Annotated in this window: 14 protein-coding genes; 8 read left to right on the forward strand and 6 right to left on the reverse strand. The window is 69.3% G+C overall.

All coding sequences use genetic code 11. The annotated features are described in order from the left end of the window. Positions 1 to 55 precede the first annotated feature (55 nt). Both DFR72_RS45720 and DFR72_RS26925 read left to right on the forward strand, forming a co-directional pair. Complete coding sequence (locus DFR72_RS45720; RefSeq protein WP_170176413.1) at positions 56 to 820, forward strand: hypothetical protein; 765 nt, start codon at positions 56 to 58, stop codon at positions 818 to 820. Between the two features lie 25 nt (positions 821 to 845). Further along, entirely contained in the window at positions 846 to 1,571 is a 726-nt protein-coding gene (locus DFR72_RS26925; RefSeq protein ID WP_143086599.1) for an HAD family hydrolase, read from the forward strand. Here the strand turns inward: DFR72_RS26925 and kstD are convergent. Genes kstD through DFR72_RS26945 form a run of 4 tightly spaced genes read right to left on the reverse strand, consistent with a single transcriptional unit; the run spans position 1,568 to position 6,302 of the window. After that, positions 1,568 to 3,274: a 3-oxosteroid 1-dehydrogenase gene (gene kstD, locus DFR72_RS26930; RefSeq protein ID WP_090063274.1), complete on the reverse strand. Its 1,707-nt coding sequence runs from the start codon at positions 3,272 to 3,274 to the stop codon at positions 1,568 to 1,570. The genes DFR72_RS26925 and kstD overlap by 4 nt on opposite strands. Next, positions 3,271 to 3,726 carry a pyridoxamine 5'-phosphate oxidase family protein gene (locus DFR72_RS26935; RefSeq protein WP_211335546.1) on the reverse strand — a complete coding sequence of 152 codons (456 nt, stop codon included), beginning with the start codon at positions 3,724 to 3,726 and terminating at the stop codon, positions 3,271 to 3,273. Before DFR72_RS26935 ends, kstD begins: the two co-directional genes overlap by 4 nt. After that, a complete protein-coding gene (locus DFR72_RS26940; RefSeq protein WP_090063276.1) occupies positions 3,719 to 5,233 on the reverse strand; it encodes an acyl-CoA synthetase in 1,515 nt (504 codons plus the stop codon). Before DFR72_RS26940 ends, DFR72_RS26935 begins: the two co-directional genes overlap by 8 nt. 25 nt (positions 5,234 to 5,258) lie before the next feature. Further along, the gene (locus tag DFR72_RS26945) at positions 5,259 to 6,302 is read right to left on the reverse strand and encodes an LLM class F420-dependent oxidoreductase (RefSeq protein WP_090063278.1); all 1,044 of its coding nucleotides are present in this window, start codon (positions 6,300 to 6,302) and stop codon (positions 5,259 to 5,261) included. A 45-nt stretch (positions 6,303 to 6,347) separates the two neighbouring features. Between DFR72_RS26945 and DFR72_RS26950 the strand changes: the two genes are divergently transcribed. From DFR72_RS26950 to DFR72_RS26970, 5 genes are read left to right on the forward strand one after another with little or no spacing between them, the layout of a single operon-like run. Beyond that, positions 6,348 to 7,292 carry a Zn-ribbon domain-containing OB-fold protein gene (locus tag DFR72_RS26950; protein ID WP_090063279.1) on the forward strand — a complete coding sequence of 315 codons (945 nt, stop codon included), beginning with the start codon at positions 6,348 to 6,350 and terminating at the stop codon, positions 7,290 to 7,292. A gap of 7 nt (positions 7,293 to 7,299) precedes the next feature. After that, on the forward strand, positions 7,300 to 8,355 hold the full coding sequence (locus DFR72_RS26955; RefSeq protein WP_090063280.1) for a thiolase domain-containing protein: 1,056 nt from the start codon (positions 7,300 to 7,302) through the stop codon (positions 8,353 to 8,355). Further along, positions 8,355 to 9,497 (forward strand): thiolase domain-containing protein, encoded by a 1,143-nt coding sequence (locus DFR72_RS26960; protein ID WP_090063282.1) that lies wholly within the window; start codon positions 8,355 to 8,357, stop codon positions 9,495 to 9,497. The genes DFR72_RS26955 and DFR72_RS26960 overlap by 1 nt, the downstream gene beginning before the upstream one ends. After that, on the forward strand, positions 9,494 to 10,354 hold the full coding sequence (locus tag DFR72_RS26965; RefSeq protein WP_090063284.1) for a TIGR03619 family F420-dependent LLM class oxidoreductase: 861 nt from the start codon (positions 9,494 to 9,496) through the stop codon (positions 10,352 to 10,354). The genes DFR72_RS26960 and DFR72_RS26965 overlap by 4 nt, the downstream gene beginning before the upstream one ends. Then, positions 10,351 to 10,791 carry a nuclear transport factor 2 family protein gene (locus tag DFR72_RS26970; RefSeq protein WP_245983538.1) on the forward strand — a complete coding sequence of 147 codons (441 nt, stop codon included), beginning with the start codon at positions 10,351 to 10,353 and terminating at the stop codon, positions 10,789 to 10,791. Before DFR72_RS26965 ends, DFR72_RS26970 begins: the two co-directional genes overlap by 4 nt. A gap of 54 nt (positions 10,792 to 10,845) precedes the next feature. On the opposite strand, the gene DFR72_RS26975 is transcribed toward DFR72_RS26970, so the two are convergent. Next, positions 10,846 to 12,072, reverse strand: a complete 1,227-nt coding sequence (locus DFR72_RS26975; protein ID WP_090063285.1) for a cytochrome P450 — start codon at positions 12,070 to 12,072, stop codon at positions 10,846 to 10,848. A gap of 121 nt (positions 12,073 to 12,193) precedes the next feature. Between DFR72_RS26975 and DFR72_RS26980 the strand changes: the two genes are divergently transcribed. After that, entirely contained in the window at positions 12,194 to 13,321 is a 1,128-nt protein-coding gene (locus tag DFR72_RS26980) for a steroid 3-ketoacyl-CoA thiolase (protein WP_090063287.1), read from the forward strand. Here the strand turns inward: DFR72_RS26980 and DFR72_RS26985 are convergent. Further along, a complete protein-coding gene (locus DFR72_RS26985; protein ID WP_090063288.1) occupies positions 13,305 to 14,249 on the reverse strand; it encodes a BUD32 family EKC/KEOPS complex subunit in 945 nt (314 codons plus the stop codon). The two genes, DFR72_RS26980 and DFR72_RS26985, sit on opposite strands and share 17 nt — an antisense overlap.

Genomic DNA, 14,249 nt, shown 5'->3' on the forward strand with positions numbered 1-14,249 from the left:
CGGCACCGCTCCGATCTGCGAGTCAAACATCCGCAGTCCGGGGCAGGGGTCAGTCGTGGCACACGTCGATCGGGAGACCGACAACGAGATCGAGGGCAACGTCAGCGGCACGGCGTTCCAGGCCGGGTCGATCGCGTTCAACCTCGGTGTCGCCGACAAGTCCAAGCGGGGCCGGGCGTTCTGGGGTGTCACCGCCTCGGTCGCGGTGGTCGCCGTCGCGGGTGTGTCCACAATGGCGATGAACCTGACGTCTCCCGGCGAGTCGACGGGAGAGACGCCCGCGGCGGTCACCAGCGCGCATTCGACTGAGGCCACCGTCACCTCGGCACCGGTCTCCGCCGGAATCCCGCCCGCCACGACCACGGCCGGCCGACCGGCCCCGATCGTCACGACGGCGCGCCGGACCGTCAGCGCCCCGCCCGTCGTCCCGCCGGTCGTCACGACGACCGCCGCCGAGGCGGCCACGCTCCCACCCGCGTCCACCGGCGACGGCGTGCGGTTCAGCGGCACGGTGCCGTTCGGCAGCTACAACCTCGATCTCGAACAACCTCGCGGCATGGACGGCATGAACGTCTGGCCCCTGACGCCCGGCCGTCTGCACGGGGACGAGAACTACTGGCTGGCGGAGTGGGCCGGCGACGGCACGCCGGGCAGGGCCGAGTGCGACACCGACATCTCCCAGCGCGGCACGAGGGACGCCACGAACCTGGTCGCCGGCAGCCGGGTCTGCGGGAGGACACCCGGCGGCCGGATCTTCCTGGTCGACGTCACGGCCGTGGACAGCATGACGATCACCGGTCAGGTCACGGTGTGGGAGTGATGCTCCTGTGTGCCAAGGTCTGTTCATGAACCACGCCGTCGTCCTCGTCGATCTCGACGACTGCCTGATCCCGGACGGGGCGGCGGTGCGCGCCGCCATCCGGGCGGTGCTGGAAGAGCTCTCGATCGTCGCCGACGAGCAGGCGGTGGACACGGTGCTGGCCGCCGCCCGGCGTGAGTGGCGCGGCAACCCGCACTGCGGCCATCCCGAGGTGCAACGGGTCGCTTCCTGGGAGGCGCTCTGGGCGGACTTCCACGACCTGCCCGTGCCCGAGGCGGTGGTCAGGGCGCTGGTCGGCAACGACGTGCGGGCGTGGCGTCTCGCTCTCGACGACCTGGACAGCTCCGCGGACGCCGAAGCAGCCGCGCTGGCCTTCCGCAGGCTGCGCAGCGCCCTGGTGATCCCGTTCCCCGGCGTGGAGTCCGCATTGGACTCGCTCGGCGAACGCCACGAGCTGTGGCTGGCCACGGACGGCTGCCGGTCGCTGCAACGCGCGAAGCTGCGCCTGTCCGGTCTCGCCGGCCGGTTCCAGCGCGTGTTCGTCTCGGGCGAGGTCGGCCATCCCAAGGGGACGCCGGAGTTCACGGCCGCCGTCAGCACGGCGTTGACCGGGGGACGAACCGTCTGTTTCGTCGTAGGTGACAGCGTGACCACCGATCTCCTGCTCGCGGAGACCGGTGGCTGGCCGTTCGTGCGCATCACCGACGAACTGAGGTTCGCCGGCGCGCCCGCGTTCTGCCGTTGCCCCTAGATGTTGTTGGCCGCGATGTACCCGAACGTCATGGCGGGCCCGATCGTCGACCCCGCCCCGGCGTAGCTCCGCCCCATCACGGCCGAACTGACGTTGCCCGCCGCGTACAGCCCGGGGATCACCGAACCGTCGGCCCGCAGCACACGGGCACGAGCGTCCGTCACGAGTCCGCCCTTGGTGCCCAGGTCGCCGGGCACGATCTTGAAGGCGTAGAACGGCGGCGCCCACAGCGGTGCGAGGCACGAGTTCGGGAAGACCGCCGGGTCGGTGTAGTAGTGGTCGTAGGCACTGTCGCCGCGCTTGAAGTCGGGGTCGCGGCCGGTCAGGGCCTGGTTGTTGAACCGGCTGACGGTCGACCTCAGGTTCGCGCCGGGGACGCCGATGGCCGAGGCCAGTCCGTCGAGCGACCAGTTCTTCACCACGGCACCGGACTGGTACCAGCCGTCCGGCAGCGGCAGGGCCGGTGCCACGTCGGCGAACAGGTACCTGTTGCGGTAGTTCTGGTCGACGACGAGCCAGGCCGGGATGCACGGGTCAGTGGGGTTCTTGTCGTACATGACGTGCACGACGTCGCTGTAGGGCGCGGCCTCGTTGACGAAGCGGCGGCCGGCCGCGTTGATCATCAGGCCACCGGGCAGCGTGCGTTCGGCCAGACAGAAGTACGGCGTGCCGGGCACCGGGATCGCGGGACCCCACCAGGCGTCGTCCATCAGGTCGAGCGCCGCGCCCGCCCGTTGGCCCGCCCGGTGACCGTCACCGGTGTTCTCCTTCGCACCGACCGTCCACTGAGTACCGATCGGCTGGCGCTGGTACTGGGCGCGCATGGCCGCGTTGTGCTCGAAGCCGCCGGAACCCATGATCACGCCACGTCGTGCGCGCACGGCTCCCCGGGAGGTCAGCACTCCCTTGACGGCGCCGTTCTCCACGATCAGGTCCTGCAGTCCCGTGTTCAGCCAGACCGGGACGTTCGACCGCAGCAGACCGGCCCGCAGCCCGCCGGCCAGCGCCTGGCCCATGGTGAGCGGTTTCTGCCCGGCCAGGGCGGCCGCGGTGCCGCGTGCCAGTGCCGCGGCCGCCGTCGCCGCGCCCTTCGCGTTGACCAGGGCCAGTGCGAGCCACTTGTAGTCCGCGCCGTAGATGACCATGCCGGCCGGTGTCGCCAGGTAGGGGGCGTTCAGGTTCGCCAGTTCGGCGCCGAGGACGCGGCCGTCGAGTATCTCCGGCTCGATCGAACGGCCCTTCGCGATGCCGCCGGGGTACTCCGGGTAGTAGTCGCTGTAGCCGTCCATGTGCCGGAAGCGCAGCGGGCTGTTGCGCATGACGAACGAGATCATCTGCGGCCCGTGCGCCAGGTAGGCCTGCTGCCGCGCGAGCGGGATGTCACCGACGACCGCCGCCAGGTACTGCGCGGCCTTCGCGGGCGTGTCCGGGATGCCCGCCGCCAGGATCACCTCGTTGTTGGGGATCCAGATGCCCGCGCCCGAGCGGGCGGCCGAGCCGCCGTAGGTCGGCGCCTTCTCCACGACCACGCAGCTCAGGCCGCGTTGGGCGGCGGTCAGCGCGGCGGTCATGCCGGCCGCGCCGGCACCGACCACCACGACGTCGAACTCGCCGAGATCGGCGGAGGCGGTCCCAGGTCTGACCAGTCCGGAGGCCAGCGCGAGACCGGCTCCGGCGAGCACCTGACGGCGGTTCAGGTTCACGGGTTCACTCCAGACATCGTCTTCCGGTGGTCCCAGCTGGCGGTCTTGGTCGGACGGAAGATCACGGCGACGCGTCTCGACATCGCCTTCCGCAGTGCTTCACGGGCTTCGGGATCGGCGCCGACCTCGCCGAAGTTGCGCGCCACGACGGCGTCCACGACCCGGCCGAGATCCGGCGTGAACTCGGTGACGCCCTCCATGTGCACGCCGCGCAGCTGGTCGTAGGTCTCCCCCGCCTCGGCCAGCACGCTGCAACGCGGATCGCGTCGCAGGTTCACGATCTTCTGCGACTTGCGGTCCGTGCAGAACACCAGCTCGCCGTCCACCCACGCGAACCACATCGGCGCGAGGTGCGGCAGGCCGTTGCGGCCGATGGTCGCCACGATCAACGTCTTCTGGCCCTCGAGGAAGGTCTCGACCTCGGCCGGCGTCATCTTGATGAGATCACGCAAGGTCGCGCAGCTTTCGCTTGTAGAGCTTGCCGTTCGGGTCGCGCGGTAGCTCGGCCGTGTACTCGATCGTCCGTGGCAGTTTGAACTTCGCGAGGCGGGTACGAGCGAACTCCAGCAGTTCCCCGGTCAGGGCCTCGGAGGCCTCGACGCCGTCCGCGGGCTGCACCACGGCCTTGATCGACTCACCCCAGTCCGGGTGCGGCACGCCGAACACCGCCACGTCCGCGACCTTGGGGTGGCAGATCAGCTCGCCCTCGATCTCCGCCGGGTAGATGTTCACGCCACCGGAGATGATCATGTCGTTCTTGCGGTCGCACAGGAACAGGTAACCGTCCTCGTCCAGGTAGCCGATGTCCTGCAACGTGAACAGCTTGCCGACGCGCGCGGCCCGGGTCTTCTCCGCGTCCTTGTGGTACTCGAACGTCGCGTCGCCCATCCGCATGTAGACCAGGCCCTGCTCGCCCACCGGCAGCTCGGTGCCGTCCTCGCCGAGGATCTTGATCTCGGACGTGGGCCACGGCAGGCCGACCGATCCCGGCTTGCGCAGCCATTCCTGAGCGGTGATCGCGGTGCCGCCACCCTCGGTGGCCGCGTAGTACTCGATCACGACCGGCCCCCACCAGTCGAGCATGCGGCGCTTGACCTCCAGCGGGCACGGTGCCGCGCCGTGGATCATCGCGCGGAGCGATCCCATGTCGTACTTGGCTTTCACGTCGTCCGGCAGAGCCAGCAACCGGTGGAACTGGGTCGGCACCATGTGGCTGTGGGTGACCTTGTGGCGTTCGATCAGGCGCAGCATGTCCTCGGGCGCCCAGTGGTCCATGAGCACCGTGGTGTGGCCGAGCTGGATCGAGATGACGACGAAGTTGAGAACCGCCGTGTGGTAGAGCGGCGACCCGCACAGGTGCACGTGCCCGTCGTGCGGCTTGATCCCGAAGACGCCGAAGAACCAGGCTGCGGACGGCGGCACGACGTCCGGGTCGGCACCGGTCAACGGCCTGCGCACGCCCTTGGGGCGGCCGGTCGTGCCGGAGGTGTAGAGCATCGGTGACCCCGTGGTGCGGCCGTCGGGCCTGCGTTCCTCGCCTTCGCCGAGCTTCGCCAGCGGGGTGAAGTCCGCGATCTCACCGACGGCGAACTTCGCCGCGGGCGGAAGACTCGACGCGGCTTCGACGGCCGCCGCGGCGAACCGCTCGTGCGCGACGAAAGCCTTGGCACCGCTGTCCTGCACGAGGTACGCGACCTCGGCACCGGTCAGGTGCCAGTTGGCCATCACGACGTAGAGGCCGGTCTGGAAGGCGGCGAAGTACACCGCCACCAGGTCGGCGCTGTTGGGCAGCATCAGCACGATGCTGTCGCCGGGTTCCAGCCCCAGCGCCCGGAACCCGCGCCCGTAGCGGTTCGCGGTGCCCGCGAGCTCCGAGTAAGTGATCTCTCGACCACTCGGATCGACCAGCGCGGTCAGGTCCGGCTGATCGGCAGCGATGTTCCAGAGTCCTGTGACCACACCCTCAAAGTAGAACGCGTTTCACCTACTGACAAGCCTCCGACAAGGCCTTGATCGAAGCAACGTCGCGGCATCCGACGAGCAGCGTCGTGACACCCGCCTTCTCCCAGCGACGGACCTCGTCGCGCACGTGCTCGGCGTTGCCGACGATGCTGATCTCGGCCACGAGCTCGTCCGGAACCACCTGCGCCGCCTCGTCCTTGCGCCCGGCCTGGAAGAGCTCGCCGACGTCCTGGACGACCTCGCCGTATCCCATGCGGGTGAACACCTCGGCGTGGAAGTTCATCCCTGGCGCGCCCATTCCGCCGATGTACAAAGCGACGAACGGCTTTAGCATCGCCCGCACGGCCGCCGGATCGTCCGTCACGACGACCTGGCAGGTGGCGGCGACCTCGAAGTTCTCCCTGCTGCGAGGAGAATCCTTTTGGCGCGATTTCGCGAAGCCTTCGTCGAGCCACTCGTCGTACATGCCGGCAAGCCTTGGCGCGTAGTAGATCGCGAGCCACCCGTCCGCGATCTCCGATGTCAGCGCGACGTTCTTGGGACCCTCCGCACCGAGCCAAATGGGCAGGTCAGCGCGCAGCGGGTGGGTGATGGGCTTGAGCGGTTTGCCGAGCCCCAGAGCACCGGGCCCCTGGTAGGGCAACGGGTAGTGCGGGCCGTCGTTGCGGACCGGCGCCTCGCGGGCCATCACCTGACGCAGGATCGACACGTACTCCCTGGTCCTGGCCAGGGGTTTCGCGAACGGCCGCCCGTACCAGCCCTCCACGACCTGCGGCCCGGACACGCCCAGCCCGAGCACGAACCGCCCACCGGAGAGGTGGTCCAGCGTCAGCGCGTGCATCGCGCAGGCGGCCGGCGTGCGTGCCGACATCTGCACGACAGACGTACCCAGCCGCACCCTCGAAGTCTCGGATCCCCACCACGCCAACGGGGTGAACGCGTCCGATCCCCACGCCTCTGCGGCGAACACCGCGTCGAAGCCGAATTCCTCCGCCGCCGCCACGAGTTCGGCGGCGTTCTGGGGCGGACCGGCGCCCCAGTACCCGAGCTGCAGACCGAGCTTCATGCACCCATCTTGCCACCATTTCGAGAACCTGTTTCACTTTGATCTGTGACTCGGCCGCTGAGTGCTCCGCTCGACGTTGGCTTCGACTACACGCGCTCCCTCGGTCCGACGCTGGGCCGGTTCCTCTCGGATCTCCGCCGCCGCAAGGTGACCGGGATCCGCGGCAGTGACGGGCGCGTGCACGTGCCGCCGCTCGAGTACGACCCCGTGACCGCCGAACGTCTGCACGAGTTCGTGGACGTGACGGCGACCGGTGTCGTGCGCGGGTGGTCGTGGATTCCCGAGCCCCTCGAAGGACAGCCGCTCGACCGGCCGTTCGCGTGGGCGCTCATCCAGCTCGACGGCGCGGACACCTCGCTGCTGCACGCCGTGGACGCGGGCTCACCGGACCGGATGGCGACCGGAACACGGGTGCGTGCGAGGTGGCGTCCAGAACGCGTCGGCGCGATCACCGACATCGAGTGCTTCGAGATCTCCGACGAACCGGCCGACCCGCCAGCGGAGGCCGACGACGTCACCATGGTCACCACGCCGGTGAACCTGCACTACACACATTCGGCGTCACCGACGGAGGACCCGTTCCTGCGCGGCCTCATGGAGGGCACGCTGATCGCCCAGCGCTGCCCGGTGTGCGAGAAGGTCTACTTCCCGCCGCGCCCCGCCTGCCCCGTGGACGGCGTGCCGACGACAGACCAGATCGAGCTGTCCGACCGCGGCACCATCACGACGTACTGCGTGGTCAACGTCCCGTTCCTGGGTCAGCGCATCCCGCCGCCGTACGTCTCGGCGTACGTGCTGCTCGACGGCGCGGACATCCCGTTCCTGCACCTGCTGCTCGGCGTCGCACCGGAGGACGTGCGGATGGGCATGCGGGTCGAGGCGGTCTGGAAGCCGCGCGAGGAGTGGGGCCCGACGATGCAGAACATCGACCACTTCAAGCCGTCCGGCGAGCCGGACGCGCCGTTCGACTCCTACTCCCAGCACCTGTGAGGCTCGCGTGCGTGACATTGCGGTAGTCGGCTTCGCGCAGACGCCCTGCGTGCGCGAGACCGACGGCACCACCAACGGTGTCGAGATGCTGGTGCCGATCTTCCACGAGGTGCTCGGCGGGCTCGGGATCACCAAGACCGACATCGGGTTCTGGTGCTCGGGTTCCTCGGACTACCTGGCCGGGCGCGCGTTCTCGTTCGTCTCGGCGGTCGACGCGATCGGCGCCTTCCCGCCGATCGCCGAGTCGCACGTCGAGATGGACGCCGCGTGGGCGCTCTACGAGGCGTGGGTGAAGCTGCTCTGCGGCGAGATCGACACCGCCCTGGTCTACGGGTTCGGCAAGTCGTCGGCCGGGCAACTGCGCCGGGTCATGGCCATGCAGCTCGACCCGTACCTCGTGACACCGCTGTGGCCGGACTCCCTCGGCCTGGCGGGCATCCAGGCGCGCATGGGCATCGAGAACGGTCTCTGGGACGAACGCGCGATGGCCTCCGTGGCCGCGCAGAGCCGTTCCGCCGCCCTCTCGAACCCACTGGCGCAGCTGTCCGGCGAGGTCGACGCCGACGAACTGCTCGGCCTGCCCTACGTCGCGGACCCGTTGCGCCGTCACGACTGCGCGCCGATCACCGATGGCGCGGCCACGATCGTGCTCGCAGCGGGCGACAGGGCGCGGGAGCTGTGCGAACGTCCGGCGTGGATCACCGGCTTCGAACACCGCACCGACTCGCCGTCGTTCGGCACGCGTGACCTCACGACCTCCCCCTCCGCGGTCGCCGCAGGTAAGGCGGCGGGCGCCGACGGCGTCCAGGTCGCGGAACTGCACGCGCCGTTCACCCATCAGGAGATCCTGCTGCGCCAGGCACTCGGGCTCGGCGACGACGTGACCGTGAACCCCTCCGGCGGTGTGCTGGCGGGCAACCCGATGTTCGCGGCCGGGCTGGCGCGCATCGGCGAGGCCGCGCGCAGGATCCACGACGGCTCGGCGACCAAGGTCCTCGGACATGCCACCAGCGGACCGCTCCTCCAACAGAACCTCGTCTGCGTGATGGAAGGGCGTGAGTGATGCGACCGGCAGCAGTGGTCGGCGTCGGCCAGACGCACCACGCCGCGAAGCGCCTCGACGTGTCGATGGCGGGCCTGTGCCGCGAGGCGATCGACCGCGCGATGGCCGACGCGGGCGTGGACTGGCCCGACATCGACGCCGTGGTCCTCGGCAAGGCACCGGACCTGTTCGAGGGCGTGATGATGCCCGAACTGTTCCTCGCGGACGCGCTGGGCGCGGTCGGCAAACCGTTGCTGCGCGTGCACACCGCCGGTTCGGTCGGCGGCAGTACAGGCAACGTGGCCGCGTCCCTCGTCCAGTCCGGCGTGCACGACCGCGTCCTGGCCGTGGCGTTCGAGAAGCAGTCCGAGTCGAACGCGATGTGGGCGCTGTCCGTGCCGACGCCGTTCACCATGCCGGTGCACGCGGGCGCGGGCGGCTACTTCGCGCCGCACGTGCGTTCCTACATCCGCCGCGCGAGCGCTCCCGAGCACATCGGCGCGATGGTCGCGGCCAAGGACCGGCGCAACGGTGCTCGCAATCCCTATGCGCACCTCAAACAACCGGACATCACCGTCGAGTCGGTGCAGGCCTCGACCATGCTGTGGGACCCGATCCGTTACGACGAAACGTGTCCGTCCTCGGACGGCGCCTGTGCTGTCGTCATCTCCTCGGAACCCACCTCGGGCCAGGCCGCCTGGATCCGCGCGACCGCGATGCGCACCGAGCCCACGACGTTCGCCGGCCGTGACCAGGTCAACCCGCAGGCGGGCCAGGACGCCGCCAGGGCGTTGTGGAAGCAGGCGGGCATCACCGACCCGCTGTCCGAAGTGGACGCCGCCGAGATCTACGTGCCGTTCTCGTGGTTCGAGCCGATGTGGCTCGAGAACCTCGGCTTCACCGACATCGGGCAGGGCTGGAAGCTCACCGAGGCCGGCGAGACCGAGATCGGCGGCCGCCTGCCGGTGAACCCGAGCGGCGGCGTGCTGTCGTCCAACCCGATCGGCGCCTCCGGTCTGCTGCGCTTCGCCGAGGCCGCCATGCAGGTCATGGGCACCGCGGGAGACCACCAGGTCGACGGCGCGCGGGTCGCGCTGGGCCACGCGTACGGCGGTGGTTCGCAGTTCTTCGCCATGTGGGTCGTCGGATCGGAGAAGCCGTGAAGTTCACCGTGGGCATCGCCATGAGCCCGCTCGACCAGCTGACCGAGTTGGCCCGGTGCGCCGAGGAGTGCGGCTACGCCTCGATCGCGTTGCCGGACTCGCTGTTCTTCTCGGAGAAGGTCTCCGCGGACTACCCGTACACCCCGGACGGTTCCCGCATGTGGAACGCCGACACCCCGTGGGTGGACCCGTTCGTCGCCGCGGCCGCGATGGGCGCCGTGACGTCCCGGATCAACTTCTACACGCAGGTGCTGAAACTGGGCTCCCGCAACCCGTTGCTGCTCGCCCGTCAGGTCGGCTCGGTCGCGCACATGACCGGCAACCGCTTCGGCTTCGGCGTCGGCCTCGGCTGGTCGCCGGAGGAGTTCGAGTGGTGCGGTGTGCCGTACAAGAACCGCGGCCCGCGCGTGGACGAGATGATCGACGTGCTGAAGCTCGTGCTCGGCGGCGGGATGGTCGAGTACCACGGTGACTACTTCGACTTCGACCGGCTGCAGATGTCGCCGGCACCCACTTCGCCGGTGCCGTTCTACGTCGGTGGCCACTCCCCCGCCGCGTTGAAGCGCGCCGCCCGCGTCGGTGACGGCTGGACGTCGGCGATGATCAAGTTCGAGGAGCTGAAATCGGTGATCGCCCAGCTCACCGATCTCGGCTGCTTCGAGCGGCCGTTCGAGGTCCAGGCGGTGTGCATCGACCGCTTCGGGCTCGACGGGTACAAGCAGCTCGACGAGATCGGCGTGACCGACACGATCGTCGTGCCGTGGCTGTTCTACGGCGTCGGCTTCGACGGCAGCCTGCAGGCCAAGAAGGACGGACTTCGGCGCTTCGCCGACGAGGTGATCGGAGAGTTCGCGTGACCGCTCTGACTTGGACTGCGTCCAAGACCGAAACCCCTGCCCGCGTGGCCTCCTGGCGTTCCATGGAGGCCGTCTCGAGCGGCAAGAAGGACGAGTGGCTGGCCCTGTTCGCCGAGGACGCCGTCGTCGAGGACCCGGTGGGACCGTCGATGTTCGACGCCGAGGGCAAGGGCCACCACGGCAAGGAGGCGATCGCCGCCTTCTGGGACCTCGCCATCGCCAACGTCGAACGCTTCGAGTTCGCGATGCACGACTCGTTCGCGGCGGGCTCGGAGTGCGCGAACGTGGGCACGATCAGCGCGTTCCTGCCCGGCGGGGCGCGCGTCGACACCGAGGGCGTGTTCGTCTACAACGTGGGCGAGGACGGTCTGATCAAGTCGATGCGGGCGTTCTGGGAGACCGAACGAGCACTCGCGACCCTGCGCGTCGAAGCCTGACGCCACCCAGCATGAGGCCCCTCCATCCGCAGGTGGAGGGGCCTCAGTCGTCTGTCACGCGTACTGGACGCGGAACTCCTTGATGCCGTTGAGCCAGCCCGAACGCAGCCGGCGCGGTTCCGCGACCTGCTTGATGTTCGGCATGGCGTCCGCGATCGCGTTGAAGATCAGGTCGATCTCCAGCCTGGCCAGGTTCGCGCCGACGCAGAAGTGCGCGCCGCTGCCGCCGAACCCGAGGTGCGGGTTGGGGTCGCGGGTGATGTCGAACTCCTGCGGGCGGTCGAAGACCTCCTCGTCGAAGTTGGCCGACGAGTAGAACATCCCGACGCGCTGTCCCTGCTTGATCTCCACGCCGCTCAGTTCGGTGTCGGCCATCGCGGTGCGCTGGAACGACACCACCGGCGTGGCCCACCGGACGATCTCGTCGCCGGTCGTGGCGGGCCGCTGGTCCTTGTACAGCTCCCACTGCTCGGGGTGGTCGAAGAACGCCTTCATGCCGTGCGTGATGGCGTTGCGCGTGGTCTCGTTGCCCGCCACGGCGAGCAGCAGCACGAAGAAGCCGAACTCCTCCGACGCGAGCCCCGCGCCGTCCACGTCCGCCTGGACCAGCTTGGTGACGATGTCCTCGCGCGGGCACTTCCGCCGGTCCTCGGCCATCGTCCACGAGTAGCCGAGCAGCTCGGTGGCGGCGGTGAGCGGTTCGATCTCGAACTCGGGGTCGTCGTAGGCGATCATCTGGTTCGACCAGTCGAAGATCTTGCGGCGGTCGTCCTGCGGGATGCCGATCAGTTCCGCGATGGCCTGCAACGGCAGCTCGCAGGCGACGTCGGACACGAAGTCGCCGCTGCCCTTGTCCAGTGCCTCCGCGACGATCCGCTCGGCGCGTGCGGTCAGCGCCTCGCGCAGGCTGTTGACCGCGCGCGGGGTGAAGCCGCGGGAGATGATGCCGCGGACCTTCGTGTGCGTCGGCGGGTCCATGTTCAGCAACAGCAACCGCTGCATCTCGATGTTGTCGCGCGGCATGTCCTCCTTGAACCGGATGATCGCCGTGTTCTCGCGACTGGAGAACAGCTCGCTGTTGCGCGAGACCTCCTTGACGTCGCGGTGCTTCGTCACCACCCAGAAGCCGTCGTCGGGGAACCCCGCCGACCCCTGAGGTATGGAGTTCCACCAGATCGGCGCGGCCTGGCGCAGCTCCGCGAACTCCTCGAACGGCAGCCGGTTCGCGTACATGTCGGGGTCGGTGAAGTCGAAGCCATCAGGGATGCGCGGCCTGCCCACAGGAACCTCCTAGGTGGAACGCGTTCTATCCGATTCAAACACGCTTGCGGCTTGTGTTGAAGCCCCCACACGGCCAATCTGGAACCACGCAGGAACGTGTTCTAGTTTCCAGGAGGCTCGCGTGGGCAGTCCGGTGATCGTGGGAGCGGTGCGCACGCCCATCGGCAGGCGCAACGGCTGGTTGTCCGGCCTGCACGCCGCCGAGCTCCTCGGTGCGGCACAGCGGGGACTGCTCGACCGGACCGGTCTCGATCCGTCCACCGTCGAACAGGTCATCGGCGGCACCGTCACCCAGGCGGGCGAGCAGTCGAACAACATCACCAGGACGGCGTGGCTGCACGCGGGCCTGCCGCAGACCACCGGCTGCACCACCGTCGACGCCCAGTGCGGCTCGGCCCAGCAGTCCACGCACCTCATCGCCGGCCTGATCGCGGCGGGCGCCATCGACGCGGGCATCGCCTGCGGCGTCGAGGCGATGAGCCGCGTGCCGTTGCGCAGCAACATCGGTGACACCGGCATGCCGCGCCCCGACTCGTGGAGCATCGACCTGCCGAACCAGTTCGTCGCCGCCGAACGGGTCGCGGAACGGCGGGGAATCGGGCGCGAGGAGGTCGACCGGTTCGGCGTCCAGTCGCAGAACCGGGCACGGGCCGCGTGGGCGGCGGGCCGGTTCACCGCCGAGGTCGTGCCGGTGAAGGTCGGAGAGGACCTCGTGGACACCGACCAGGGCCTGCGCGAGACGTCACTGGAGGCGTTGGCGGCCTTGAAGGCCGTCGTGCCGGACGGCGTGCACACCGCCGGAACGTCGTCGCAGATCTCGGACGGCGCGTCGGCCGTGATGGTGGTGGACGAGGAGTTCGCGCGGGCGCACGGACTCAAGCCGCGCGCCCGGATCGTCACGCAGTGCCTGGTCGGGTCGGACCCGTACTACCACCTGGACGGGCCGGTCGACGCCACCGCGCGGTTGCTGAAGCGCAGCGGCATGAAGATGGCGGACATCGACCTGTTCGAGGTCAACGAGGCGTTCGCGTCCGTCGTGCTGTCGTGGGCGGCGGTGCACCGGCCGAACCTGGACCGGGTCAACGTCAACGGTGGCGCGATCGCGATCGGTCACCCCGTCGGCAGCAGCGGGACCCGGCTGATCACGACCGCGCTGCACGAGTTGGAGCGCAGGGACGCAACGACGGCGCTGATCACGATGTGCGCCGGCGGGGCCATGGCCACCGGCACGATCATCGAACGGATCTGAGGTCCGCGGCGGGGTACGGCGTCCGCCTGCTCTCGTGCTGGAAGCGGCGGTAGAAGTCCTTCATCACCACCGCGACGTCGTTGTGGCGGTGGAGGACCGCCGCGACCCGTGGCGGAACTCCCTGCGAGCGCAGCTGGTACGCGAACCACATCACCAGGTGCGTGACCGTGTAGTTGCGGTCGTAATCCTGGTTCTCGGCGAAAAACGCGATCTCCTCCTCGGACAGGTCGAACCGGGAGGAGATCGCGAGGCCGTAGTCGGCGAAGTACAGGCGTTCGCCGTCGGTCAGGACGTTCTGGAAGTGGCCGTCGAAGTGCAGCAGGCCGCGGGAGTTCATGAACTCCACCGTGGCGGCCATCTCGCGTTCGACCATCTCGCAGGCGCTTTCGAGGTCGTCCTGGCCGTTCAGCCAGTCGTGCAGGTTCTGCGGGACGTACTCCAGGAACAGCGCGATGCTCGCGGTCGACTTCTTCAGCGCCTCGATGCGGGGACCCACCTCCGGTCCCCAGTAGTCGACCGCCTGGTCCAGTTCCGCGGACAACGTCTGGTCCGGGTGCGGCAGGACCCGCCAGTGGTACGTCAGCGGAAAGCCCTCGTGCTCACCCGCCAGCACCCAGTCCGTCGTCATGGTGTGCACGGCCAGCTCACGCCAGGCGCCGAAGCCCGCCGACCCGACCAGCCCGACGCCGTAATGGGCGTGCACGGGCAGGTCGTAGAGGTTCGCCGTCGATCCGGTGTGCCGCAGTTCCAGGTCGGTCAGCGGCAGCCGCTTCACGAAGACCGGGATCCCGCCGACGTCCGCCAACGCCGTCGGCCCGCCGATTCCCGCCCCTCTCGGCTCGGCGCGGTTCACCAGGTCACCGAGTTCGCGGTCGCTGAGCAGCGACAACGCGGCCGAGACGGTCCTGTGGGCGTCCAGACGGGTCAC

Source organism: Lentzea flaviverrucosa (assembly GCF_003350445.1).
Classification (GTDB): domain Bacteria; phylum Actinomycetota; class Actinomycetes; order Mycobacteriales; family Pseudonocardiaceae; genus Lentzea; species Lentzea californiensis.